The following is a 24,491-nucleotide window of genomic DNA, read 5'->3' as shown; positions in this document are numbered from 1 at the left end:
AAGCGCGCACGACGAATCATTACCGCATACATCACGGCACAAGCCGATACCCAGGAGACACCGCATGAACCGCACGACTCACATGATTCGCCGCCATACGTTGCGCGCGCTGCTGGCCGCGCTTTGCATCGCACCGCTCGGCATGCAGGGCGCCGCGCGCGCCGACGCGCCGCTGAAGATCGGCTTCCTCGTGAAGATGCCCGAGCAGGCGTGGTTCATCAACGAGCAGAACGCGGCGTCCGCGCTCGGCCAGAAGGAGAATTTCTCGGTCGTGAAGATCGGCACGCCCGACGGCGAGAAGGTGCTGGCCGCAATCGACAACCTCGGTTCGCAAGGCGCGCAGGGCTTCGTGATCTGCGCGCCGGACGTGCGCCTCGGCCCGGCGATCGCCGCGCGCGCGAAGCGCTACAACATGAAGTTCGTGACGGTCGACGACCAGCTCGTCGATTCGACCGGCAAGCCGCTCGTGAACGTGCCGCACCTCGGGATGTCGGCGACCAAGATCGGCAACCAGGTCGGCCAGGCGATCGCCGACGAGATGAAGCGGCGCGGCTGGAAGCCCGAGGAAGTCGGCGCGCTGCGGGTCACGAACTACGAGCTGCCGACCGCGAAGCTGCGCACCGACGGCGCGACGCAGGCGCTGCTCGCGAACGGCTTCCGCAAGGAGAACATCTTCGACGCGCCGCAGAAGACGACCGACGACGAAGGCGGCTTCAGCGCGGCCGCGCCGGTGCTTGCACGCCATCCGAACGTGAAGAAGTGGGTGGTCTACGCGCTGAACGAGGAAACCGTGCTCGGCGCGGTGCGCGCGACCGAACAGCTGCACATCCCGTCGGCCGACGTGATCGGCGTCGGCATCAACGGTGCGGGCGAAGCGTTCGCCGAATTCCAGAAGAAGGAACCGACCGGCTTCTACGGGACGATCGCGGTCAGCTCGACGAACCACGGCAAGGACAGCACGCAGAACCTCGTCGACTGGATCCGCAACGGCAAGACGCCGCCGGCCGACACGCAGACGAGCGGCAAGCTGATGACGCGCGCGAACTGGCAGGCCGTGCGCACCGAGCTCGGCATCTGAGCGCACGAGGCGAGAACGCGATGACGATGCAGACGATGACGGCCGTGTCCGGCAGCGACGCCGCGGCGGCCACGCCGCCGGACGGCCCGCTGCTCGCGCTCGACGGCATCACGGTGACGTTCCCGGGCGTGCGTGCGCTCGACGGCGTGTCGCTGTCGGTGCGCGCGGGCGAGGTGCACGGGCTGATGGGCGAGAACGGCGCGGGCAAGTCGACGCTGCTGAAGGTGCTGTCCGGCGTGAACCAGCCGCAGGCTGGCACGCTGACGCTGAACGGCGCCGAACAGCGCTTCGCGTCGACGCGCGCGGCGCTCGAGGCCGGCATCGCGATCATCTACCAGGAGCTGCATCTGGTGCCCGAGCTGACGGTCGCGGAGAACCTGATGCTCGGGCAGTTGCCGAGCCGGCTCGGCGTGGTCGACGAACGCACGCTCGCCGCGCGCGCACTCGATGCGCTGGAGCGGCTCGGCGAGCACATCGATCCGGGTATTCCGGTGAAGTACCTGTCGATCGGTCAGCGTCAGATGATCGAGATCGGCAAGGCGCTGATGCGCGACGCGCGCGTGATCGCGTTCGACGAGCCGACGAGTTCGCTGTCGGCGCGGGAAACCACGCAGCTGTTCAGGATCATCCGCGCGCTGCGCGCGGAAGGCCGCGCGATCATCTACGTCACGCACCGGATGGAAGAAGTGTATGAGCTGTGCGACCGCGTGACCGTGTTCCGCGACGGCCGCCGCATCGACACGTTCGATTCCGTCACGGATCTCGACCGCGACCGGCTGATCGGCTGCATGGTCGGCCGCTCGATCGAGGACGTGTACGGCTATCGGCCGCGCACGGCCGGCGACGTGCTGATCGAGGCGAAGGGGCTGGTGGGGCCGGGGCTCGCCGAGCCCGTGTCGTTCACCGCGCGGCGCGGCGAGATCGTCGGCTTCTTCGGGCTCGTCGGCGCGGGCCGCTCGGAGCTGATGAAGCTGCTGTACGGCGCGGTGCGCCCGAGCGCCGGGCACGTCGAGCTGAACGGGAAACGCGTTGCATTCGGGAGCCCGCGCGATGCGGTGCGCGCCGGTCTCGCGCTGTGCCCGGAAGACCGCAAGCAGGAGGGCATCGTCGCGATCGCGTCGGTGGCCGACAACCTGAACATCAGCGCGCGCCGTCATTTCAGCCCGGCGCGCGTGCTGCTCGACGGGCGGCGCGAGCGTGAACTCGCGCAACGCTACATCGAGCGGCTTGCCATCAAGACCCGCGACGGCGATACGCCGATCGGCGCGCTGTCCGGCGGCAACCAGCAGAAGGTCGTGCTCGCGCGCTGGCTGGCCGAGCGCATCGACGTGTTTCTGATGGACGAGCCGACGCGCGGCATCGACGTCGGCGCGCGCGCGGAAATCTACAACCTGTTCTACGAACTCGCGGAAGCGGGCCGCACGGTGATCCTCGTGTCGAGCGATCTGGCCGAGGTGATCGGCGTGTCGGACCGGATCGTCGTGATGAAGGAAGGACGGATCGCGGGCGAGGTCGTGAAGGCGCAGGCGACGCCCGACGCGCTGATCAAGCTCGCGCTGCCGCGCTAGCGGCCTGCAGTCAACCGGAAAGCAACCGATATGAGCCAGGCAATGCAAACCCAACGCACTTCCCCGTCCCCGGATGCCCCGGCCGCGCCCGCGCGAGCGCGCGGCGGCGTGTGGCAACTGATCAACCGCTCCGGCATCGTGATGGTGTTCCTCGTGCTGTTCGCGACGCTGTCGCTGACGGTGCCGGACTTCCTCACGCCGCGCAACATCCAGGGCCTGCTGCTGTCGGTCACCCTGATCGGCTCGATCGCGGTAACGATGATGTTCGTGCTCGCGCTCGGTGAGGTCGACCTGTCGGTCGCATCGATCGTTGCGTTCTCGGGCGTCGTCGCGTCGACGCTGATCACCGCGACGCACAGCGTCGTGCTCGGCATCGCGGGCGGTGTGCTCGCGGGCGGTGCGGTCGGACTCGTCAACGGCGTGCTGATCGCGCGCTGGCGGATCAATTCGCTGATCGTCACGCTCGCGATGATGGAAGTCGTGCGCGGGCTCGCGTTCATCACGTCGAACGGCGACGCGGTGATGATCTCCGAGGAGCGTTTCTTCGATCTCGGCGGCGGGTCGTTCCTCGGCATCTCGTATCCGATCTGGAGCAACATCGTCGGCTTCGTCGTGTTCGGCTTCCTGCTGCGCAAGACCGTGTTCGGCAAGAACGTGCTGGCCGTCGGCGGCAACGGCGAGGCCGCGCTGCTCGCGGGGCTGCCGGTGATGCGCATCAAGATCACGGTGTTCGTGCTGCAGGGGCTCGTGACGGGTTTTGCCGGCGTGATGCTCGCGTCGCGGATGAGCCTCGGCGATCCGAAGACGTCGGTCGGGCTCGAACTCGGCGTGATTTCCGCGTGCGTGCTCGGCGGCGTGTCGCTGACCGGCGGCGTCGCGACGATCTCCGGCGTGCTGGTCGGCGTGCTGATCATGGGCTCCGTGCAGGACGCGATGAGCCTGCTGAACGTGCCGACGTTTTACCAATATCTGATACGCGGCGGAATTCTGTTGCTCGCGGTGCTGTTCGACCAGTATCGTCGCAACCAGCGGCGCGCGATGAAGATCTGACCCTGACGAACGCGCGGCCGCCGGCGAAGGCGACAGATATCGGGAGACGGCATGCAACAGATTCATCCGGGCGCGGCGGCGCTGCTCGTGGACAGCCGCAACACGCTCGGCGAAGGCGCGACGTGGTGCGACGCGACGCACGCGCTGTACTGGACGGACATCGAAGGCGCGCGCTTGTGGCGCTGCCGCGCGGAGGGCTCGGACGTCACGCAGTGGCCGATGCCGGAACGGCTCGCGTGCTTCGCGCTGACCGATGAACCGGACGTGCTGCTCGTCGGGCTTGCCACGCATCTCGCGTTCTTCGACCTGCGCAGCGGCGCGTTCACGCGGATCGTCGACGTCGAGCCCGAGCTGCCGACGCGGCTGAACGACGGGCGCTGCGATCCGTTTGGCGCGTTCGTGTTCGGGATGAAGGGCGAAGGCAGCGAGCCGCCGCAAGCGGTCGGCGGGTTCCATCGGCTCAATCCCGACCTCACGCTGGAGCGGCTTTCATTGCCGGCGGCGGCGATCGCGAACAGCATCGCGTTTTCTCCCGACGGTTCGAAGATGGTTTTCTGCGATTCGATGGTGCGCGAGATTCTCGTGTGCGATTACCGCGCGGGCGGCGACGTGGCCAACGTGCGGCCGTTCGCGCGGCTGACCGATGCGGACGGCGACCCGGACGGCTCGACGATGGACCGCGACGGCGGGCTGTGGAACGCGCAGTGGGGCGGCCGGCGCGTCGTGCGCTACGGGCCGGACGGCGTCGAGACGGATCGCGTAGCCGTGCCGACCGCGCAGCCGAGCTGCGTGACGCTCGATGGCGAAGGCCGGTTGTATGTGACGAGCGCGCGTGTCGGCTTGAGCGACGATGCGCTTGCGAGCGATGCCGATGCCGGCGGCGTGTTCGTCGCGCAGACGCGCTACGCGGGGTTGCCGACCGCGCGGTTCGCGGGTGCGCCGCGCGGCTGATCGCGGATCCCCGCAAGGGATTCCGTTCATGGGATGCCGCTGACGCCGCGGACTTCGCGCTGAGGTCCGCAGTCCACTGCGCATGCGCGAGCGGCGCCGACGCCGTCCGGCTTTCGGAACACCCCGTTCGTCCCCGCGACCTGCTGGTAAGATGGCCCGCAATCCCATCCTGCCCGCGCCATGAGCTCCACCCCGACCAAGCCCGCGAACCCGAAAAGCGCCGCAAAGAACACCGCCCGCACGACGGGCGACAAGCCGAAGGCGCGCGTGCAGCAGCGCCTGACCTACGTGATCGGTGGTCTCGACCGGCTGCTGCGCCGCCACATGACCGACGCGCTCGCGCCGCTCGGCATCACGCTCGCGCAATACACGGCGCTGTCGGTGCTCGAGGCGCGCGGCGCGTCGTCGAACGCGCAACTGGCCGAGCGCTCGTGGATCACGCCGCAGTCGGCGAACGAAGTGATGAGCGTGATGGCCGCCCGCGGTTTCGTCACGCGTGAAGCCGACCCGTCGCACGGCCGCATCATCCTGCTGACGCTGACCGACGCAGGCGCGGCGATGCTGCGTGAATGCGAAGCCGTGCTGCGCCCGCTCGAAACGCGGATGCTTGGCGACGTCTCCGCCGACGACGCCGCGCACGTGCAGCGCGCGCTCGAACTGTTCTCGCGCAACCTGCGCGGCTGATCGCTTACCGAATCTCTACGACGCGGGCCCATCGGGCCCGCGTTCGCTCCGTACGCACCATCGCCGGTCGCCTGACCGTTCCCTGATTCCGTCGTGTCCTCTCGCTTTCCGCTCCGGGTTTACACCGCCGCTCGTGCCGCTTGCAATATCAGGTAGCCTGATATTAAATGAAGCCGTTCGCAGCAGGAATGCTGCGCACCGAATCGCACAGGAACGAACGACAGGAACAGACATGAGCAAGTACGACAACCGCTGGCAGACCGTGGAAGTGAACGTGGAGGCCGGCATCGCATGGGTGACGCTGAACCGTCCGGACAAGCGCAATGCAATGAGCCCGACGCTGAACCGGGAGATGCTGGAAGTCCTCGACGCCGTCGAGTTCGACGAAGAGGCGAAGGTGCTGGTGCTGACCGGCGCGGGCGCCGCATGGACGGCCGGCATGGACCTGAAGGAATATTTCCGCGAGATCGACGGCGGCTCCGACGCGCTGCAGGAAAAGGTGCGCCGCGATGCGTCGGAATGGCAATGGCGCCGCCTGCGGATGTACAACAAGCCGACGATCGCGATGGTGAACGGCTGGTGCTTCGGCGGCGGGTTCTCGCCGCTCGTCGCGTGCGACCTCGCGATCGCCGCGGACGAAGCGGTGTTCGGGCTGTCGGAAATCAACTGGGGCATCCCGCCCGGCAACCTCGTCAGCAAGGCGATGGCCGACACGGTCGGGCATCGCCGCGCGCTCCACTACATCATGACCGGCGACACGTTCACCGGCGTGGACGCGGCGGAGATGGGCCTCGTGAACAGCAGCGTGCCGCTGGCCGGCCTGCGCGACGCGACGATCGCGCTCGCCGCGCGGCTGATGGACAAGAACCCGGTCGTGCTGCGCGCGGCGAAGCACGGCTTCAAGCGTTCGCGCGAACTCACGTGGGAGCAGTGCGAGGATTACCTGTATGCGAAGCTCGACCAGGCGCAACTGCGCGATCCGGAGCGCGGCCGCGAGCAGGGGCTGAAGCAGTTCCTCGACGACAAGACGATCAAGCCGGGCCTGCAGGCATACAAGCGCTGACGCGAGCGCCGATACGAGCGCAGACGAACCGCCCACGCAACCGCAAGAGACAGGCAAGGCAGGAGACGACATGACCGACAGACGGATGCTGATCGCCGGCGAGTGGTGCACCGCCCGCGACGGCAGAACCTTCGACCGATTCAACCCCGCGACCGGCGCGCTCGCGTCGCGCGCGCCGGCGGCAGGCTTCGCCGACGCCGATGCGGCGATCGACGCCGCGCACCGCGCGTTCCCCGCGTGGGCGGCGCTCGCGCCGACCGAGCGGCGCCGCCGGCTGCTGAAGGCGGCCGACCTGATGGACGCGCGCATCGACGAGATCATCGCGACGGGCGTCGCCGAAACCGGTGCGACGCCGGGCTGGCTCGGCTTCAACGTGACGCTCGCGGCGAACATGCTGCGCGAGGCCGCGTCGATGACGACGCAGATTGCCGGCGACGTGATCCCGTCCGACGTGCCCGGCAATCTCGCGCTCGCGATGCGCGTGCCGTGCGGCGTGGTGCTCGGCATCGCGCCGTGGAATGCACCGGTGATCCTCGGCACGCGTGCGCTGGCGATGCCGCTTGCATGCGGCAACACGGTCGTGCTGAAGGCATCCGAAGCGTGCCCCGGCGTGCACGCGCTGATCGGCGCGGTGCTGGACGAAGCTGGGCTCGGTGCGGGCGTCGTCAACGTGATCACGCACGCGGCGGCCGATGCACCCGAACTCGTCGAGCGGATGATCGCGCATCCGCACGTGAAGCGGATCAACTTCACCGGGTCGACGCACGTCGGGCGCATCATCGCGCGCCACGCGGCCGCGCACCTGAAACCCGTGCTGCTCGAACTCGGCGGCAAGGCGCCGGTGCTCGTGCTCGACGACGCCGATCTCGATGCGGCCGTCGACGCGATCGCGTTCGGCGCGTTCTTCAACCAGGGGCAGATCTGCATGTCGACCGAGCGCGTGATCGTCGCGCGGCCGATCGCCGATGCACTTGTCGAGCGGCTCGCCGCTAAGGCGCGCACGCTCGTCGCGGGCGATCCGCTCGCAGGCCATCCGCTCGGCACGATGGTCGACGCGACGGCCGCCGCGCGCGCGGCGTCGCTCGTCGAGGACGCTCGCGCGCATGGCGCGCAGTTGCCGCTCGGCTGCTGCGTCGACGGCGCGACGATGCAGCCCGCGATCGTCGACGGCGTCACGCGCGACATGCGCCTGTATCGCGAGGAATCGTTCGCGCCGGTCGTCGCGATCCTGCGCGCGGACAGCGACGACGAAGCGGTCGCGCTCGCGAACGACAGCGAGTTCGGTCTGTCGGCGAGCGTGTTCAGCCGCGACGTTGCGCGCGCGATGGCGGTGGCGCGCCGGATCGAATCGGGGATCTGCCATATCAACGGCCCGACCGTGCACGACGAGGCGCAGATGCCGTTCGGCGGCACGAAGGCGAGCGGCTATGGCCGCTTCGGCAGCCGCGCGTCGATCGCCGAATTCACCGAGCTGCGCTGGATCACCGTGCAGACCACGCCGCGTCACTACCCGATATGAGCGAGCCGACGATGAATGTTGCGACTCCCGCGAGCGGGCCAGCGAACGACACGGGCGGCGTGCGCTATCGCGCGGCGGCCGTCGCCGTCGGTGCGGCCGAGATTCGTCGCGCGGATAACGGCGCGTGGTACCTGCGTTCGCGCGAACCGCTCGGCGACTACCCGACGCGCCTGACCGACTGCCTCGTGCGCGGCGCACAGGCGCACCCCGACCGCGTGCTGGCCGCGCGGCGCGGCGCCGACGGCCGCTGGATCGAGATCACCTATGCGCAGATGCTCGAACGCGCCCGCGCGCTCGGCCAGGGCCTCGTCGATCTCGGCCTGTCGGCCGAGCGTCCGCTCGCGGTGCTGTCCGGCAACGATCTGGAACACTTGCAACTGATGTTTGCGGCGATGCTGGCCGGCGTGCCGTACTCGCCGATCTCGCCCGCGTATTCGCTGGTGTCGACCGACTACGGCAAGCTGCGACATACGCTCGGCGTGCTGCGGCCGGGCGCGGTGTTCGTCGCCGAACGCGCGCCGTTCGCGCGCGCGCTCGACGCGACGCTGCCGGCCGATGCGGCGCTGATCGTCGCGCACGATGCCGACGTCGAGGGCCGCGCGGTGCCGCTGTCACGCCTGCATGCCACCGTCCCGCGCACGATCGATGCAATCCATGCGGCGGTCGGCCCCGACCATCTCGCGAAGATCCTGTTCACATCCGGTTCGACGAAGCAGCCGAAGGCCGTGCCGACCACGCACCGGATGCTGTGCAGCAACCAGCAGATGCTGCGCCAGACGATGCCCGAGCTGACGCGCGAGCCGCCGGTGCTGGTCGACTGGCTGCCGTGGAATCACACGTTCGGCGGCAGTCACAACCTCGGTATCGCGCTGTACAACGGCGGCACGCTGTACATCGACGACGGCCGTCCGGTGCCCGGCCGCTTCGACGAAACCGTGCGCAACCTGCGCGAGATCGCGCCGACGATCTACTTCAACGTACCGAAGGGCTGGGAAGAGCTGACGGCCGCACTCGAAAATGACGCCGCGTTGCGCGACACGTTCTTCTCGCGCGTGAAGCTGTATTTCTTCGGCGGCGCGGGGCTGTCGCAGGCCGCGTGGGACCGGCTCGACCGCGTGACCGACGCGCATTGCGGCGAGCGCATCCGGATCATGGCCGGCCTCGGGATGACGGAGGCGTCGCCGTCGTGCCTGTTCACGACGGGGCCGCTGATGCGCGCCGGTTATATCGGGCTGCCCGCGCCCGGTTGCGACGCGAAGCTCGTGCCGTGCGGCGGCAAGCTCGAACTGCGCTTCAAGGGGCCGAACGTGATGCGCGGCTACTGGCACGCGGACGTCGATCCGCGCGACGTATTCGACGACGAAGGCTATTACCGTAGCGGCGACGCGGGCGTGTTTGCCGATCCGGAGCGGCCGGAACTCGGGCTGCTGTTCGACGGCCGGCTGACCGAGGATTTCAAGCTGAGCAGCGGCACGTTCGTGAGCGTCGGGCCGTTGCGCGCGAACGCGGTGTCGAGCGGGGCGCCGTACGTGCAGGACGTGGTCGTCACCGGGATCAATCGCGACGACATCGGTTTGCTGGTGTTTCCGCGTGTCGATGCGTGCCGTGCGCTGGCGGGGCTTGCTGCCGACGCACCGGTCGCCGACGTGCTGCGCGCGCCGGCCGTGCGCGCGGCGTTCGCGGCGTGGCTTGCCGCGCTGAACCGGCATGCGAGCGGCGGATCGACGTTCGTCGCGCGCATCCGGTTGATGGACACGCCGCCGTCGCTCGATCTCGGCGAAGCGACCGACAAGGGTTCGCTGAACCAGGCGGCCGTGCAGAAGCATCGTGCGGCAACTGTCGACGCGCTGTACGACCCGGCGCGGCGCGATCCCGACGTGATTTACGCGTAAGCAGTCAGCAGGGACGAGCAGGGACAAGCAGGCGTAACGACCGGCCGGCCATGTGACCGGCAGGCATTCTTGCGGCCAGTGAATCAGGCTGCCTGATAAAAGCGGCCGTTCGGACGACACTCGCGCGCCGCTTCGCCACTGGCCGGCGGCGGCGCGCGGCGGTCGTTGCAGGGCGAACGACTACAAGACAAGACACGGGAATGCGGTGCATGGGGCTGTGCTGAAGCACTCACTCCAGCCGACCGGAGACAGGAGACAGGATGAACACTTACGTTGCTGAAAAACCCACGGTCGCGACCACGCTCGCACTGTGTTTCGCGATCGCCCTTCTCGAAGGGCTCGACCTGCAGTCGGTTGGCGTCGCCGCACCGCGCATGGCGCGCGAATTCGGGCTCTCCGTATCGCAGATGGGCATCGCGTTCAGCGCGGGCACCTTCGGGCTGCTGCCGGGCGCGATGCTCGGCGGTCGGCTCGCCGACAGGATCGGCCGCAAGCGCGTGCTGATCGCGTCGGCCGCGCTGTTCGGGCTGCTGTCGATCGCCACCGCGCAGGTGTCGACCTTCGCGATGCTCGTCGTCGTGCGCGTGCTCACCGGCATCGGGCTCGGCGGCGCGATGCCGAATTTGATCGCGCTGTCGTCCGAAGCGGTCGAGCCGCGCTCGCGCAGCAGCGCGGTGGCGACGATGTACTGCGGCATCCCGTTCGGCGGCGTGATCGCGTCGCTGATCGGCGTGCTGCTCGCCGGCGATACCGAATGGCGGCACATCTTCTACGTCGGCGGCGCGGGGCCGCTGCTGCTCGTGCCGCTGCTGGTGTGGTTCCTGCCGGAGTCGCGCGCGTATCTCGACGTCGCCGGCACGCAGGCCGCACGCGCGAGCGTGGCACGCACGCTGTTCGGCGACGGCCGCACGACGTCGACGGTCGCGCTGTGGGTCAGCTACTTCTGCACGCTGATCGTCCTCTACTTCCTGCTGAACTGGCTGCCGTCGCTGATGGCCGCGCGCGGGCTCGATCGCGAGCACGTCGGCCTCGTGCAGATCGCGTTCAACGTCGGCGCGGGGCTCGGCGCGCTCGGCATCGGCGCGGCGCTCGACCGGATGCGCGCGTCGCGCGTGGTCGGCGGCATGTATGTCGGGATCGTGCTGTCGCTCGCCGCGCTCGCGGCCGCGCCCGGCTTCGCATCGCTCGCGGCGGCCGCGTTCGCGGCCGGGATGTTCGTGGTCGGCGGGCAGTCGGTGCTGTATGCGCTCGCGGCGATCTATTACCCGACCGCGATGCGCGGCACGGGCGTCGGCACGGCGGTGGCAGTCGGCCGGCTCGGTTCCGTCGTCGGGCCGCTCGCGGCCGCGACGCTGCTCGCCGCCGGCCGCAGCGCGCCCGTCGTGATCGGCGCGAGCATCCCCGTCACGCTCGTCGCGGCCGTCGCCGCGCTGGTGCTGATTCGCCGCCCGCAAGCGGGCGACTGAGGTTTGGCGTTTTTCAATGCGCGCCGTCAGAGCGCGCCACTCACCAAGGTCTGGAGACGCAACAACATGAAAACGAAGACAAGGAACGGCCTGCTGGCCGCCGGCGCCTGCTGCGCGCTCGCCGCGCCGGGCGCGCACGCGCAGTCGAGCGTGACGCTGTACGGGATCATCGACACGGGCGTCGAGTTCGTGACGCATGCGAACGCGGCCGGCGACCACGTGGTGCGCATGCCGGGCGTGACGGGCGAGCTGCCGTCGCGCTGGGGGCTGCGCGGCGCCGAGGATCTCGGCGGCGGCTACCAGGCGGTGTTCACGCTCGAAAGCGGCTTCAACGTGCGCGGCGGCGATCTCGGGCAGGGCGGCCGGCTGTTCGGGCGACAGGCATTCGTCGGGCTGAAGGGCGGCTTCGGCACGCTCGCGTTCGGCCGCCAGTACACGATGACCTATCTCGCGCTGCAGGGCGCGGACATCATCGGCCCCGACATCTACGGGCTCGGCTCGCTCGACGCGTATGTGCCGAACGGCCGCGCCGACAACGCGGTGACCTACGTCGGCACCTATCGCGGCGTGACGCTCGGCGCCGCGTATTCGTTCGGCCGCGACGGCGCGGGCACCGGCAACTCACCGGGCCAGGGCACGTGCGCGGGGCAGGTGCCGGGCGACGCCACGCAGTGCCGCGACTGGTCGGTGATGCTCAAGTACGACAGCGCGTATTTCGGTGCGGCGGCGTCGTACGAGGAGCAGCGCGGCGGGACCGGCGCGGCCGCGAACTTCTTCGACGGCATCGCGCCGGTCGCCTTCACCAGCAGCGGCGGCAAGGACGCACGCACGCACGTGGGCGCCTATGCGCAGGCCGCCGGCGCGCGGATCGGCGCGGGCTGGATCGGGCGCCGCGTGTCGACCGGTTCGCCGGCCGCGCCCGGCGCGCATTCGGACCTGTTCTTCGTCGGCGCGTCGTATGCGGTGAAGCCGGATTTCGTCGTCGACGGCGAGGGCTACCGGATCGTCAACAGCGCGCACGACACGCGCGCGACGATGGCCACGCTGCGCGCGACCTATCTGCTGACCAAGCGCACGGCGGTCTACGCGCAATCGTCGTATCTGTGGAACAGCGCGCATGCGCGCTACGCGGTCAGCGGCGGCGGCGCCGGCACGACGCCCGGCGAAGGGATGGGGCAGCTCGGCGCGATGGTCGGCGTGCGGCACATGTTCTGATCCGGCAGCCTGACGAACGGGAGATATCTTGAACAGAAAATCTGCATTCCTCTGTATTGCGCCGCTGTCCGCGGCGGCCATGCTCGCCGGTTGCGGCGGCGACGATTCGGTCAGTTCCACGCCGACACACCTGAGCGCCGCGACACCGGCCGCCATGGCGCAGACTTGCGACGCGCTTGCCGCGAAGCTCGCGTATGCGAACACGTCGTTCACGTCGGTGACGACCGCGGCCGCAGGCGCGCTGACGGTGGCCGGCAAGCCGATCGCCGAGCACTGCGTGATCGAAGGGAAGATGAACGAGCGCGTGAGCGCGGTCGACGGCAAGACCTACGCAATCGGCTTCGAAATGCGCTTGCCGAAGGCGTGGAACGGCCGCTTCTTCTACCAGGCGAACGGCGGGCTCGACGGCAACGTCGTGACCGCGACCGGCGAGATCGGCGGCGGCGGGCCGCTGAACGATGCGCTGAACCAGGGCTTCGCCGTGATCAGTTCGGATTCCGGGCACAGTGCCGCGCAGAATCCGCTGTTCGGCCTCGATCCGCAGGCGCGCATCGACTACGGCTACGGCGCGGTCGACGCGCTGACGCCGATGGCGAAGCAGGTGATCCGGCTCGCGTACGGCAAGGCGCCCGACCGCAGCTATTTCGACGGCTGCTCGAACGGCGGCCGTCACGCCATGGTCACGGCGGCGCGCAACCCGGCCGACTACGACGGCATCATCGCGGGCGATCCGGGCTTTCATCTGCCGAAGGCGGCGATCGGCGAGATGTACGGTGCGCAGCAGTTCGCGAAGATCGCATCGGCGACCGGGACGAACGGGCTGCCGGACATCCGCAGCGGCTTCACCGAAGCGGAGCGGCAGTTCGTCGGCGCGAAGATCCTCGAGAAATGCGATGCGCTCGACGGCGCGGCCGACGGAATGGTGCAGGACGTTGCCGCTTGCCAGGCGCACTTCAGCGTCGATGCCGATATTCCGACCTGCGCGAACGGCACGCGCACGGGCGCCTGTCTGACGCCGGCGCAGAAGACCGCGCTCGAGAACGTGTTCACGGGCGCACGCAACAGCGCGGGCACGGCACTCTACGCGGGCTTTCCGTACGATCCGGGCATCGGCGGCAGCGGCTGGGCCGCGTGGAAGCAGTCGAATTCGATCACGCTCGATCCGGCCGCGATGGCGTTCACGTTCATGACGCCGCCGAAGACCGCCGCGACGCTCGCCAACCTGGCCGGTTTCGCGCTCGACTTCGACATGGACAACGATGCGCCGGCGATCTTCGCGACGAACGGCACGTACACGCAATCCGCGTGGACGTTCATGACGCCGCCGGACGAGACGAACCTGTCCGCACTGAAGGCGCGCGGGGCGAAGCTGCTCGTCTATCACGGCACGGGCGACCCGGTGTTCTCGTTCGACGATACGCGCGACTGGTATGCGAAGGTCGCGCAGGCGAACGGCGGCGATGCGTCGGACTTCGCGCGCTTCTATCCGGTGCCGGGGATGAACCACTGCTCGGGCGGGCCGGCGGCCGACCAGTTCGACCTGCTGACGCCGCTCGTCGCGTGGGTCGAGCAGGGGCAGGCGCCCGGTGCGGTGGTGGCCACCGCGCGCGACGCGACGAACGCGGTGCCGAATGCGGATGTGCCTGCATCGTGGGGCGCCGGACGCACGCGGCCGCTGTGCCCGTATCCGCAGGTCGCGCGCTACAACGGCTCGGGCGACGTGAATTCGGCCGCGAGCTTCAGTTGTCGTTGAGGTAGCCGTCGATGGGACGCGGCCGGCGCGTGCGATTGCGTGCCGGCCGCTTCATGTGTGCGATCGCTCACTCACTCACTCACTCACTCACTCATTCGCCGAGATCGACCGGCACGTCGAGCCCGACCTTCACGCGGCTCATGCTCACCAGCGTCTTGAACCGCTTCACGTTGTTGTTCGCGAAGAACAGCTCGCGCGTGAGCGCGTTGTACTGATCCATGTTGCGCACGGCCAGGATCAGCACGAAATCCCATTCCCCCGTCACGTAGTAGCACTGCTGGATCTGCGGGCAGCGCTCGAACGCGCGCTTCATCGCGTCGAGCTGGTCGATTTGCTCGCTCTCGACCTCGACGTTAACGACGATGGTCAGCGGATGATCGACCTTGTCCGGCGCGACGACGGCCGTATAGCGCTCGATCACGCCGTCTTCCGCGAGACGTTTCAGCCGCCGGTTCACGGCCGCGGTCGACAGGTTGACGCGCGCGCCGAGCTCGGCCTGCGGTGTCTGCGCGTCGCGCTGGAGTTCCATCAGCAGCTTGCGGTCGAACGCGTCGAGTGGGGTCGTCATGATGGGGCGCGAAACCTCGAAAGAATGAGAAATTTTTGCGTGGCGGCGGTCGATTTTGCGATTTTGTTGACCGGCGTGCGCAATATTATTTTCCAACCGATGACGAGCGCAACCCGCGCTTGCCCGATCCGACCCACCCGATAGGCCGCCCGCGCGCGGTCCTGCTCAGGAGCCTTCCGCCGTGCTGATCGCCAACCCGCGCGCGTCGCGCACCGCCTACCCGAACGCGCTGCGTCGCGTGATGAACATCGCATCGGCCGACGAAAGCGGCGCATGGCTCGCGCACTGGCCGCTCGTCGGCAATGCGCGCACGCCGCTGCGCGCGCTGCCCGGTCTCGCCGCGCGGCTTGGCGTCGCGAGCGTCAGCGTGAAGGACGAGTCGTGCCGCTCGCCGCTCGGCAGCTTCAAGGCGCTCGGTGCGCCGATCGCGCTGGTGCGGCTCGTGAAGCGGCTGCGCCGCACGCAGGATCTCGATCCGCAAGGGCTCGTCACCGGCCGCTACGCGGCGCAGCTTGCCGACCTGACGGTGATCAGCGCGACCGACGGCAATCACGGCCGCGCGCTGGCCGCCGCCGCGCGCGCGATCGGCTGCGGGTGCGTGATCGTGCTGCACGCGAACGTCGACGCCGAGCGCGAACGCGCGATCTCGGCATACGGCGCGCGGATCGTGCGCATCGCGGGGAATTACGACGAATCGGTCGTCTGCGCCGCGCAGCTCGCGCAGGCGAACGGCTGGTATGTCGTGTCGGATACGTCGTACGACGGCTACGAGGCGATTCCGCGCGACGTGATGCAGGGCTATGGCGTGATCGCCGCCGAAGCCGCCGCGCAGGCGGCGCAGGAGGACGGGCGGCCGTTCACGCACGTGTTTCTGCAGGGCGGCGTGGGCGGTCTCGCCGCGGGCGTCGCTAGTTATCTGTGGGAGCGTGACGGCGTGCAGCGGCCGCGCTTCGTCGTCGTCGAGCCGCGGCAGGCCGATTGCCTGTACCAGAGCGCGCTCGCGGGGCGCGCGACGAAGGCGACCGGCAGCGTCGATTCGGTGATGGCCGGGCTCGCGTGTGGCGAGGCGTCGCCGCTCGCGTGGGATTTCCTCGAGATGTGCATCGACCACTTCATGCTGATCGACGACGAAGACGCGGTGCAGGCGATGCGCGGCCTCGCGGCCGGCAGTGAAGGCGACGTGCCGGTCGTAGCCGGCGAATCGGGCGCGGCTGGCGTGGCGGGCCTGGCGGTGCTGATGCGCGACCCGGCGCTCGCGCGGCAGGTCGGGCTCGACGCGAACGCGCGCGTGCTGGCGATCAATACGGAAGGCGCGACGGCGCCGTCCGTGTACCGGAACTGCGTCGGCGAGACGGCCGATGCGGTGCTCGCGCGGCAGCGCGACTGGCTGAACCGCGCGGCGGTGGCCGCCTGAACGACATGACGACCGACGAGGCGAACGCAATGGACGCAATCGATGCAATCGAAGAAAGCATGCTGCAGGGCCAACTGAAGACCTGGCGCCGCCATCTGCACCAGTATCCGGAAACGGGTTTCGAAGAAGTGAACACGTCGGACTACGTCGCGCGCATCCTGACGACGCTCGGGCTCGACGTGCATCGCGGGATCGGCGGCACGGGGCTCGTCGCGAACCTGACGGCCGGCACGGCCAAGCGCGCGATCGGCATCCGCGCGGACATGGACGCACTGAACATCGCCGAGCACGCGCCGGGCCGTGAGCATGCGTCGCGCACGCCCGGCAAGATGCATGCGTGCGGACACGACGGCCACATGTCGATGGTGCTCGGCGCCGCGCAACTGCTGGCCGAGCGCAAGGATTTCGACGGCACGGTGCGCTTCATTTTCCAGCCGGCCGAAGAGCATGGCCGCGGCGCGAAGGCGATGATGGCCGACGGCTTGTTCGAGCGCTTTCCGGTCGACGCGATCTTCGGCGCGCACAACATGCCGGGCATGCGCGCCGGCACGTTCGCGACGCGCGCGGGCGGCATCATGGCGAGCGAAGACAATTTCGTGATCCGGATCGACGGGCGCGGCACGCATGCGGCGCGGCCGCACATGGGCATCGATCCGATCGTGATCGGCTCGCAGATCGTGCTCGCGCTGCAGACGATCGTGTCGCGCAATCTCGACCCGGGCCAGCAGGCGGTGATCTCGTGCACGGAGTTCCTGACCGACGGGCTGCGCAACGTGCTGCCGTCGACGGTGACGATCAAGGGCGACACGCGCAGCTATTCGCGCGACGTGCAGGCGCTGCTGGAAACGCGGATGCGCGAGATCAGCGAAGGGATCTGCCGCACGCACGGCGCGGCGTGCACGTTCGAGTACACGCACGAGTTCGCGCCGACGGTGAATTCCGCGGAATGGGTCGGCACGGCCGTGCAGGCCGCCGCGCAGATTGCCGGCGCCGACGCGGTGAATGCCGACGTGCAGCCGATGATGATCTCGGAGGATTTCGGCGCGTTCCTGCAGGCGGTGCCCGGCAACTTCGTGTTCATCGGCAACGGCGAGGCTGCGGGCCACGGCGGCGTGCCGCTGCACAACGCGACGTACGATTTCAACGACGCGATCCTGCCGGTCGGCGCGCGGTATTTCGCGGAAGTGGCGCGGCGCGCGTTGCGGGCGGCCTAGCGGAGCGTCAGTCGGCAGCCTTCACGCGCCGGCCGAGCGCTGCTCCGGCGCGTCGGCCGCGCGCGTGCGATCGAGGATCGCGAGCACCTCGCGCGCGGTGTTTTCCGAATGGCTGCGCAATACCTGCGGCAGCACCGCATGGTCGGGGTCGGCGAGCGCGGCCATGATGTCCTCGTGCTCGTGCAGCGACTCGGCCCAGCGCAGCGTGTCCGTGTTCGCGGCGCCGCGCGCGCGGTGCACCTTCGACATCAGCGACGCATAGATGCCCGACAGCACGGGGTTGCCGGCTGCGTCGACGATCATCTGATGAATCTGCTGGTTCAGCCGGAAGTACTCGACGCGCTTGCCGGCTTCATGACACTCGACCATCTTCCGGTGTTTCGCCTGCAGCGCGGCGAGCGTCGCCGTGCCGATCCGCTGGCGCAGCAACTCGCCCGCCATCGCCTCGAGCCCGTGCAGCAGCTCGAACGTCGAGACCAGGTCGTCGAGGTCGATCGACGCGACGCGATAGCCGATGTACTGGCGATGCGTGACGGCGCCTTCCGCGACGAGCACCTTCAGCGCTTCGCGCAGCGGCGTTTTCGACACGTCGAACGCGAGGCTGAGTTCCTTTTCGTCGATCCGCGCGCCGGGCGGCAATTCGCCCTCGTCGATCATCACGCGCAGGCGCGCGGCGATCTCGGCGGCCATGCCGCGCGTGCGCAGAAGCAGGGGATTGCGGGGTGTCTGGCTCATGATGGTGCGAGCTTATCACGATATCGGGGCTTACCCTGCACCAACATTGTGATATAAGAATATCAATCAAACCAAGCGTTTACGATAACGGTAATTATAAATTTCTAATCCTATACTCGGCTCCACGTTGCGCGACGTCCCGACCATCCTCGTTCACTCCTGGAGTCCGTCCATGTCTTCAACCTCCGGTGTCGCCGCCCTGACGGTCGGCAAATCCGCTGTTCGCTGGAAGATATTCGTCGTCATGCTGAGCCTCATCGCGATCAACTACGTCGATCGCGCGTCGCTGTCCGTCGCCATGCCTTACATCTCGCAGGAGTTCAATATCGGGCCCGCGATGGAGGGTCTGATCCTCAGTTCGTTTTTCTGGACCTATGCCGTGATGCAGATCCCGGGCGGGATGCTGGCCGACCGGTTCAAGCCGCGCATCGTGATCGCGACGGCGACCGTGTTCTGGGGCTTCTTCCAGGCGATCGCCGCGCTGTGCACGAACGCACCGTCGCTGCTGCTCACGCGCCTCGGCCTCGGCGCGGCCGAAGCGCCGATCTACCCGGCCGGCGGCAAGCTCAACGCGATCTGGATGACGCAGACCGAGCGCGGCCGCGGCGCCACGCTGCTCGACGGCGGCGCGCCGCTCGGTGCGGCCCTGGGCGCGGTGCTGATCGCCGGGCTGATCGCGGTGCTCGGCTCGTGGCGGCTCGCGTTCGCGGTGGCCGGCGTCGGCACCGTGCTGGCCGGGCTGCTCGCGTGGCACTACATCCGCAACTCGCCGCGCGAGCATGCGGGCGTCAACGACCTCGAAGCCGAATACATCGAGGCGTCGCATGCGAGCGATCTCGCGGCCGAGCCGGCCGGCGCGTCGGGCCGTTCGCGCGACTTCTTCAAGTACCGCTCGGTGTGGTGCATGTTCTTCGGCTGGATGTGCTTCAACAGCGTGTTCTACGGGCTGCTCACGTGGATGCCGAACTATCTGCACAAGGTGCACGGCTTCGACATCAAGCAGATGGGCGGCTCGACTTTCATCATCTTTTTCAGCGGCTTCGTCGGCGAACTGCTCGGCGGCTGGATCGCCGACAAGTGGAAGGCCGCGGGCGGCCGCCCGAACGTCGTGATGCGCACGCTGTTCGGCATCGCCGCGGTGATCGCCACGGTGTCGATCTTCTCGGTCGCGTATGTGAAGGACCCCGTCGTGTGCGTCGCACTGCTGTCGTCGACACTGTTCTTCCTGCGCTGGTGCGGGCTGTACTGGTGCATCCCGTCGTCGCTCGGCACGCGCAACAAGATCGGCTTCCTCGGCGGCCTGATGAACCTCGGCGGCAACATCGGCGGCGTCACCGTGCCGATCGTCGTCGGCGCGATCGTGCAGTTCACCGGTTCCTACTTCCTTGCGCTGATGGTGTTCGCGGCGGCCGGCGTCGGCCTGCTCGTGTGCTCCAGCGCGATCGACTACGAAAACAAGCTCCCCGTCTGACCGGCCCCTTTCCTTGCATCGACTGCATTCACTGGTAAAGAGAAACCCATCATGAAGAAACGTACCCTGCTCGGCATGCTCACCCCGTCCTCCAACACGTCGCTCGAACCGCTGACGAGCGCGATGGTCGCCGGCCTGCCGGGCGTGTCAGCGCACTTCGCGCGCTTTCCGGTCACCGAGATCTCGCTGACGGGCCAGGCGCTCGGCCAGTTCGACGACGACAAGATCATCCAGGCCGCGATGCTGCTCGCCGACGCGAAGGTCGACGTGATCGCGTGGAACGGCACGTCGTCGGGCTGGCTCGGCTTCGAGGCCGACGAGCGGCTGTGCGAGCGCATCACCGCGGCGACCGGCATTCCGGCCACCACGTCGGTGCTCGCGCTCAACGAGATCCTGAAGAAGACGAACGCGCACGAATTCGGCCTCGTCACGCCGTATCTCGACGACGTGCAGACGAAGATCGTCGACAACTATCGCCGTTCGGGGCTGAACTGCATCGCCGAGCGCCACCTGAACCTGAAGGTCAATTTCTCGTTCTCCGAAGTGACGGGCGACGAGATCGGCAACATGGTGCGCGAAGTCGCGGCGGCCGGCCCGCGCGCGATCTCGATCTTCTGCACGAACCTGAATGCCGCGCACCTGGTGCCGGCGCTCGAGGAGGAAACGGGCATCCCGATCTACGACACGATCTCGACCGTCGTGTGGAAGTCGCTGCAGCTTGCCGACTACGACACACGGCAGGTGAAGGGCTGGGGCCGTCTCTTCGGCGAAGTGATCTGAGGCGGGCGCCATGTCGAACGATCTCGATTTCGTGATCCGTCACGCCGACGTCGTCACGGCGGCGGACCGGTTCTCGTGCGACATCGGCATTCGCGCGGGGCGCGTGGCCATGCTCGGCCACGGGCTGCCGCGCGCGCCGCGCGAGCTCGATGCGAGCGGAATGCTCGTGATGCCGGGCGGCGTCGATGCGCACTGCCACCTCGACCAGCCGATGCCCGACGGGCTGCGGATGGCCGACGATTTCCTGTCCGGCACGCGCTCGGCGCTGTGCGGCGGCACGACGACCGTGATCCCGTTCGCCGCGCAGGCGAAGGGGCAGTCGCTGCAGGCGGCCGTCGACGACTATCACCGGCGCGCCGAAGGGCGCGCGCTGGTCGACTACGGCTTTCACCTGATCGTCGCCGATCCGACGCCGCACGTGCTGGCCGAGGAACTGCCGCGGCTGATCGCGAACGGCTACACGTCGTTCAAGGTGTACATGACCTACGACGACCTGAAGCTGAACGACCGCCAGATGCTCGACGTGCTGTCGGTCGCGCGCGAGCACGGCGCGCTCGTGATGGTGCATGCGGAGAATTCGGACTGCATCGGCTGGCTCACCGAACGGCTGCTCGGCGACGGCCACGTCGCGCCGCGTTTCCATGCGCATGCGCGGCCGGCCGTGGTCGAACGCGAAGCGACGCATCGTGCGATCGCGTTCGCGGAACTCGTCGACGTGCCGATCCTGATCGTGCACGTGTCGGGAGCGGAGGCGATCGAGCAGATCCGCTGGGGGCAGTCGCGCGGGCTGCCGATCCTCGCCGAGACCTGCCCGCAATACCTGTATCTGACGGCCGCCGATCTTGGCCATGACGATCACGGCTATGAAGGCGCAAAGTGCGTATGCAGCCCGCCGCCGCGCGATCCGGCGAACCAGCAGGCCGTGTGGAAGGCGCTGAAGCAGGGCGTATTCTCGGTGTTCTCGTCCGACCATGCGCCGTTCAACTACGACGATCCGTGCGGCAAGCATCCGGGCGGGCAGGCCGTTTCGTTCGACCATATCCCGAACGGGATTCCGGGGCTCGAGACGCGGCTGCCGCTGCTGTTCGACGGCGTGCGTCACGGGCGGCTGTCGCTGCACCAGTTCGTCGAGCTCACGTCGCTGCGCCCCGCGAAGCTGTACGGGCTGTATCCGCGCAAGGGGACGATCGCGGTCGGCGCCGACGCGGACATCGTCGTGTGGGATCCGGACAAGCGCGTGCGGATCGCGAATGCGTCGCTGCATCATGCGGTCGACTACACGCCGTACGAAGGGATCGAGGTGACGGGCTGGCCGCGTCATTGCTTCTCGCGCGGCGAGCTGCTCGTCGAGGACGGCCGGCTGCTCGCGGCCGAACCGGGGCGCGGGCAGTTCGTGCCGGCCGGCAAGCCGTGTCTCGATTGAGGTGAAGGCCCGCGCGCTGCCGCGGGCGCAGGTTTCAACAGGAGCAAGAATGAGCGTTTCCCACGCAATGCGCGGTATCGCGGCCGCAGCGATCGTCGCCGGTTCGTGCGGCGGCCCGGCGCTGGCCGCAGGCGGTGCGCCGCAAGACATGCCGAGCGTCGTGCCCGAATCGGTCGGCGTCGATTCGGCGCCGCTCGTGCGGCTGTCGGCATGGCTGCGCCACGACCGGATGGACGTGCGCAGCCTCGTCGTCGTGAAGGACGGCAAGATCGTGTTCGAACGCTACGGCGACGGCCTCACGCGCGACCACAACTACGAGCTGTATTCGGTGACGAAGACGATCACCGCGTTGCTCGCCGGTGTGCTCGACGGCGAGGGCAAGCTCGGCCCGTCGACGAAGGTCGCGCCGCTGATCGCGGCCGCGCGGCCCGATCTCGCGAGTGAACTCGCGGACAAGCAGGACATCGAGCTGCGGCACCTGATGTCGATGTCGAGCGGATTGCACTATACGACGCGCGAAGGCACCGATCCGCTGTACTACGAAGCGCCCGACCGGCTGAAAGTTGCCGTGACGAGCCGTGCGGCGCAGCCGCCCGGCACGCAGTTCGACTATATCGACGTGAACCCGGTGCTGGTCGGCACGGCCGTGTCGATCGCCGCGCACGAGCGCGAGGACGAGTTCGCGCGCAAGCGGCTGTTCGAGCCGCTCGGCTTCGCGCACTACCGCTGGAGCGGCGCCGACGGCACCGGCGCCGTGGCCGGCGGCTGGGGGCTGCGGCTGCGCGCGGTCGACATGGCGAAGATCGGCATGCTGCTGCTCGACCACGGTCAGTGGAACGGCAAGCAGGTCGTACCGGCCGGCTGGGTGCGGCAGATGACGACACCGTCGCCGGCCGCGGCCGATTACGGCTACTACTGCTGGATCAGCCACGTCGTCGAACACGGCACGCCGGAATTCGGCGCGATGGGTTTCAAGGGGCAGTTCATCACGGTGCTGCCCGCGCAGCGCGCGGTCGTCGTGATGACGAGCCTGCTGCCGACCGACGGTGGGCTGCGCGATGCGACCTACCTGAACCTGTATCGCCGGATGGTGAGCGACTACATCCTGCCCGCGCTCACGCCGGCGCAGCCGCCGGTCGAGCGCGCGGAAACGACGCAGGCGCTGCGCGACGAGCTGGCGCGCAGCCGCGAGACGAAGGGCGTGCCCGGCACGGCCGCCGCCTTCAACGATGCGCCGGAGATTTGATGAGGATAACGAACATGATCGCCAATCCGGATGCATGGCCCGGTTCGCGACGGCCCGCATCGCGCGCCGTGCCTTTCATGCGCCGGCTGCTCGCGCGGCTTGCAACGCTGCTGATCGGCAGCGGTGCGCTCGCGCCGGTGCCGACGATGTCGGCGGCGCACGCGGCCGATGCACGGCCGCCGCTGCATGAAACGGGCATCGAAGCCGCTGCGCCGGAGGACGTCGGCGCCGATTCGCACAAGCTCGTCGAGCTGTCGCGCTGGATCCGCGAGCAGAAGCTCGATGTGTACAGCCTGCTCGTCGTGAAGGACGGCAAGCTGATCTTCGAGCGCTACGGCGCGAAGGCGTCGCGCGATTCGACCTACGAGCTGTATTCCGTGACGAAGGCCGTGACGTCGCTCGTCGCGGGCATCCTGGTCGATCAGGGCGCCGTGCATCTCGACGAGCCGGTGGCCGCGCGGCTCGCCGCGTGGCGTCCCGACCTCGGCGGCGCGCTCGCGGACAAGCGAGGCATCGAGCTGAAGCACGTGCTGTCGATGTCGAGCGGCCTGCATTACGACTTCAGCCCGAAGGACGATCCGATCTACTACACCGCGCCCGACCGGCTGAAGCTTGCTGCTTCGGCCGCGCCGAAGGTCGCGCCCGGCACCGCGTTCGAATACACCGACGTGAACCCGATCCTCGCGTCCGCGATGTTGAGCGCGGCGGCCGGCGAACCCGTCGAGCGTTATGCGCAGGCGCATCTGTTCGCCCCGCTCGACATGAAGCGCGCGACATGGGAGCGCGCGGATCGCACGGGGCTCGTGTCGGCCGGCTGGGGTTTGCGGCTGCGCGCGGTCGACATGGCGAAGATCGGCATGCTCGTGCTCGACGGTGGGCGCTGGCAGGGGCGGCAGGTGGTGCCGCAGGCATGGATTGCGCAGATGACGGCGCCGCGTGTGTCGCCGCATTTCGGCTACTACTGGTGGATCAACAACATCGTCGAGAGCGAGCCCGAATTCGACGCGATGGGCTTCAAGGGGCAATTCATCACGGTGCTGCCGAAGCGCAACACGGTGATCGTGATGACGGGCGTGCTGCCGATTGACGGTGGCCTGCGCGATGCGGAGAACGTGAAGCTGTTCCGGCGGATGGTGAACGGCTACATCCTGCCGGCGCTCGATGGCGGGCGGGCGTCGGGGCCGGTCTCGGGCGGCGTCGACACGCGTGTGGCGCTGCGCGACGAGCTTGAAGTGAGTGCGCGCTCCGCAGGCGTGCCCGGCACGCAGGTCGATGCCACGGATCTGCCGAAGTAGCCGTGGCGATACGCGTGAGACGCTGCGCGTGGCGCTGGAAGTGAGTGCGCGCTCCGACTGATCTGCGGAAGCAGCGCCGGGCGTGCGTCCGGCAGCGCCGCCGCGG

20 protein-coding genes are annotated in these 24,491 nt (G+C 68.6%); 18 read left to right on the top strand and 2 right to left on the bottom strand.

Features of this window, described 5'->3' with window-relative positions:
• The first annotated feature begins 64 nt into the window (after nt 1-64).
• The 11 genes from U5809_RS15310 (at nt 65) to U5809_RS15260 (ending at nt 14,239) form a co-directional block, all read left to right on the top strand.
• Nucleotides 65-1,078, top strand: coding sequence for an arabinose ABC transporter substrate-binding protein (locus U5809_RS15310; RefSeq protein WP_322087126.1), 1,014 nt, complete (start codon nt 65-67; stop codon nt 1,076-1,078).
• A gap of 20 nt (nt 1,079-1,098) precedes the next feature.
• Nucleotides 1,099-2,646 (top strand): L-arabinose ABC transporter ATP-binding protein AraG, encoded by a 1,548-nt coding sequence (gene araG / locus U5809_RS15305; RefSeq protein WP_322087125.1) that lies wholly within the window; start codon nt 1,099-1,101, stop codon nt 2,644-2,646.
• Between the two features lie 30 nt (nt 2,647-2,676).
• Nucleotides 2,677-3,696 carry an L-arabinose ABC transporter permease AraH gene (gene araH / locus U5809_RS15300; protein WP_322087124.1) on the top strand — a complete coding sequence of 340 codons (1,020 nt, stop codon included), beginning with the start codon at nt 2,677-2,679 and terminating at the stop codon, nt 3,694-3,696.
• A 51-nt stretch (nt 3,697-3,747) separates the two neighbouring features.
• A complete protein-coding gene (locus U5809_RS15295; RefSeq protein WP_322087123.1) occupies nt 3,748-4,647 on the top strand; it encodes an SMP-30/gluconolactonase/LRE family protein in 900 nt (299 codons plus the stop codon).
• Nucleotides 4,648-4,827: 180 nt separating this feature from the next.
• The gene (locus tag U5809_RS15290) at nt 4,828-5,331 is read left to right on the top strand and encodes a MarR family winged helix-turn-helix transcriptional regulator (protein WP_322087122.1); all 504 of its coding nucleotides are present in this window, start codon (nt 4,828-4,830) and stop codon (nt 5,329-5,331) included.
• A 232-nt stretch (nt 5,332-5,563) separates the two neighbouring features.
• A complete protein-coding gene (locus tag U5809_RS15285) occupies nt 5,564-6,394 on the top strand; it encodes a p-hydroxycinnamoyl CoA hydratase/lyase (RefSeq protein ID WP_322087121.1) in 831 nt (276 codons plus the stop codon).
• Between the two features lie 70 nt (nt 6,395-6,464).
• Nucleotides 6,465-7,913, top strand: a complete 1,449-nt coding sequence (locus tag U5809_RS15280) for an aldehyde dehydrogenase (protein WP_322087120.1) — start codon at nt 6,465-6,467, stop codon at nt 7,911-7,913.
• Nucleotides 7,910-9,805: a feruloyl-CoA synthase gene (locus U5809_RS15275; protein WP_415877948.1), complete on the top strand. Its 1,896-nt coding sequence runs from the start codon at nt 7,910-7,912 to the stop codon at nt 9,803-9,805. Before U5809_RS15280 ends, U5809_RS15275 begins: the two co-directional genes overlap by 4 nt.
• Nucleotides 9,806-10,065: 260 nt before the next feature.
• Nucleotides 10,066-11,271, top strand: coding sequence for a 3-(3-hydroxy-phenyl)propionate transporter MhpT (gene mhpT / locus U5809_RS15270; RefSeq protein ID WP_322087118.1), 1,206 nt, complete (start codon nt 10,066-10,068; stop codon nt 11,269-11,271).
• A gap of 66 nt (nt 11,272-11,337) precedes the next feature.
• The gene (locus U5809_RS15265) at nt 11,338-12,486 is read left to right on the top strand and encodes a porin (protein WP_322087117.1); all 1,149 of its coding nucleotides are present in this window, start codon (nt 11,338-11,340) and stop codon (nt 12,484-12,486) included.
• Nucleotides 12,487-12,514: 28 nt separating this feature from the next.
• Nucleotides 12,515-14,239 carry a tannase/feruloyl esterase family alpha/beta hydrolase gene (locus U5809_RS15260; RefSeq protein WP_322087116.1) on the top strand — a complete coding sequence of 575 codons (1,725 nt, stop codon included), beginning with the start codon at nt 12,515-12,517 and terminating at the stop codon, nt 14,237-14,239.
• A gap of 91 nt (nt 14,240-14,330) precedes the next feature.
• On the opposite strand, the gene U5809_RS15255 is transcribed toward U5809_RS15260, so the two are convergent.
• On the bottom strand, nt 14,331-14,807 hold the full coding sequence (locus U5809_RS15255; RefSeq protein ID WP_322087115.1) for an Lrp/AsnC family transcriptional regulator: 477 nt from the start codon (nt 14,805-14,807) through the stop codon (nt 14,331-14,333).
• A gap of 181 nt (nt 14,808-14,988) precedes the next feature.
• Here U5809_RS15255 and U5809_RS15250 point away from each other — a divergent pair, with 181 nt between their 5' ends.
• The gene (locus tag U5809_RS15250; protein WP_322087114.1) at nt 14,989-16,221 is read left to right on the top strand and encodes a diaminopropionate ammonia-lyase; all 1,233 of its coding nucleotides are present in this window, start codon (nt 14,989-14,991) and stop codon (nt 16,219-16,221) included.
• A gap of 29 nt (nt 16,222-16,250) precedes the next feature.
• Nucleotides 16,251-17,435 carry a M20 aminoacylase family protein gene (locus tag U5809_RS15245; RefSeq protein ID WP_322087212.1) on the top strand — a complete coding sequence of 395 codons (1,185 nt, stop codon included), beginning with the start codon at nt 16,251-16,253 and terminating at the stop codon, nt 17,433-17,435.
• Between the two features lie 21 nt (nt 17,436-17,456).
• On the opposite strand, the gene U5809_RS15240 is transcribed toward U5809_RS15245, so the two are convergent.
• Complete coding sequence (locus U5809_RS15240) at nt 17,457-18,170, bottom strand: GntR family transcriptional regulator (RefSeq protein ID WP_322087113.1); 714 nt, start codon at nt 18,168-18,170, stop codon at nt 17,457-17,459.
• 172 nt (nt 18,171-18,342) lie between these two features.
• On the opposite strand from U5809_RS15240, the gene U5809_RS15235 reads away from it, so the two are divergent.
• From U5809_RS15235 to U5809_RS15215, 5 genes are read left to right on the top strand one after another with little or no spacing between them, the layout of a single operon-like run.
• Entirely contained in the window at nt 18,343-19,641 is a 1,299-nt protein-coding gene (locus U5809_RS15235; RefSeq protein WP_176047770.1) for an MFS transporter, read from the top strand.
• A 51-nt stretch (nt 19,642-19,692) separates the two neighbouring features.
• The gene (locus tag U5809_RS15230) at nt 19,693-20,421 is read left to right on the top strand and encodes an aspartate/glutamate racemase family protein (protein WP_282508220.1); all 729 of its coding nucleotides are present in this window, start codon (nt 19,693-19,695) and stop codon (nt 20,419-20,421) included.
• Nucleotides 20,422-20,431: 10 nt separating this feature from the next.
• The gene (hydA, locus tag U5809_RS15225; RefSeq protein WP_322087112.1) at nt 20,432-21,844 is read left to right on the top strand and encodes a dihydropyrimidinase; all 1,413 of its coding nucleotides are present in this window, start codon (nt 20,432-20,434) and stop codon (nt 21,842-21,844) included.
• Nucleotides 21,845-21,893: 49 nt separating this feature from the next.
• Nucleotides 21,894-23,090, top strand: a complete 1,197-nt coding sequence (locus tag U5809_RS15220) for a serine hydrolase (RefSeq protein ID WP_322087111.1) — start codon at nt 21,894-21,896, stop codon at nt 23,088-23,090.
• Nucleotides 23,091-23,104: 14 nt separating this feature from the next.
• Nucleotides 23,105-24,385 carry a serine hydrolase gene (locus U5809_RS15215; RefSeq protein WP_322087110.1) on the top strand — a complete coding sequence of 427 codons (1,281 nt, stop codon included), beginning with the start codon at nt 23,105-23,107 and terminating at the stop codon, nt 24,383-24,385.
• The last annotated feature ends 106 nt before the right edge of the window (nt 24,386-24,491 follow it).

The sequence above is a fragment of the Burkholderia sp. BCC1999 genome (assembly GCF_905339975.1).
In the GTDB taxonomy this organism is placed as follows: Bacteria; Pseudomonadota; Gammaproteobacteria; order Burkholderiales; family Burkholderiaceae; genus Burkholderia.
This window is presented reverse-complemented; position numbering and strand designations above follow the sequence as displayed.

What these genes read in the sequence shown, in the direction of transcription:
- U5809_RS15310 (WP_322087126.1), top strand. Translation starts at nt 65, where the DNA reads ATGAACCGCACGACTCACATGATTCGCCGCCATACGTTGCGCGCGCTG.
- araG (WP_322087125.1), top strand. Translation starts at nt 1,099, where the DNA reads ATGACGATGCAGACGATGACGGCCGTGTCCGGCAGCGACGCCGCGGCG.
- araH (WP_322087124.1), top strand. Translation starts at nt 2,677, where the DNA reads ATGAGCCAGGCAATGCAAACCCAACGCACTTCCCCGTCCCCGGATGCC.
- U5809_RS15295 (WP_322087123.1), top strand. Translation starts at nt 3,748, where the DNA reads ATGCAACAGATTCATCCGGGCGCGGCGGCGCTGCTCGTGGACAGCCGC.
- U5809_RS15290 (WP_322087122.1), top strand. Translation starts at nt 4,828, where the DNA reads ATGAGCTCCACCCCGACCAAGCCCGCGAACCCGAAAAGCGCCGCAAAG.
- U5809_RS15285 (WP_322087121.1), top strand. Translation starts at nt 5,564, where the DNA reads ATGAGCAAGTACGACAACCGCTGGCAGACCGTGGAAGTGAACGTGGAG.
- U5809_RS15280 (WP_322087120.1), top strand. Translation starts at nt 6,465, where the DNA reads ATGACCGACAGACGGATGCTGATCGCCGGCGAGTGGTGCACCGCCCGC.
- U5809_RS15275 (WP_415877948.1), top strand. Translation starts at nt 7,910, where the DNA reads ATGAGCGAGCCGACGATGAATGTTGCGACTCCCGCGAGCGGGCCAGCG.
- mhpT (WP_322087118.1), top strand. Translation starts at nt 10,066, where the DNA reads ATGAACACTTACGTTGCTGAAAAACCCACGGTCGCGACCACGCTCGCA.
- U5809_RS15265 (WP_322087117.1), top strand. Translation starts at nt 11,338, where the DNA reads ATGAAAACGAAGACAAGGAACGGCCTGCTGGCCGCCGGCGCCTGCTGC.
- U5809_RS15255 (WP_322087115.1), bottom strand. Translation starts at nt 14,807, where the DNA reads ATGACGACCCCACTCGACGCGTTCGACCGCAAGCTGCTGATGGAACTC.
- U5809_RS15245 (WP_322087212.1), top strand. Translation starts at nt 16,251, where the DNA reads ATGGACGCAATCGATGCAATCGAAGAAAGCATGCTGCAGGGCCAACTG.
- U5809_RS15240 (WP_322087113.1), bottom strand. Translation starts at nt 18,170, where the DNA reads ATGAGCCAGACACCCCGCAATCCCCTGCTTCTGCGCACGCGCGGCATG.
- U5809_RS15235 (WP_176047770.1), top strand. Translation starts at nt 18,343, where the DNA reads ATGTCTTCAACCTCCGGTGTCGCCGCCCTGACGGTCGGCAAATCCGCT.
- U5809_RS15230 (WP_282508220.1), top strand. Translation starts at nt 19,693, where the DNA reads ATGAAGAAACGTACCCTGCTCGGCATGCTCACCCCGTCCTCCAACACG.
- hydA (WP_322087112.1), top strand. Translation starts at nt 20,432, where the DNA reads ATGTCGAACGATCTCGATTTCGTGATCCGTCACGCCGACGTCGTCACG.
- U5809_RS15220 (WP_322087111.1), top strand. Translation starts at nt 21,894, where the DNA reads ATGAGCGTTTCCCACGCAATGCGCGGTATCGCGGCCGCAGCGATCGTC.
- U5809_RS15215 (WP_322087110.1), top strand. Translation starts at nt 23,105, where the DNA reads ATGATCGCCAATCCGGATGCATGGCCCGGTTCGCGACGGCCCGCATCG.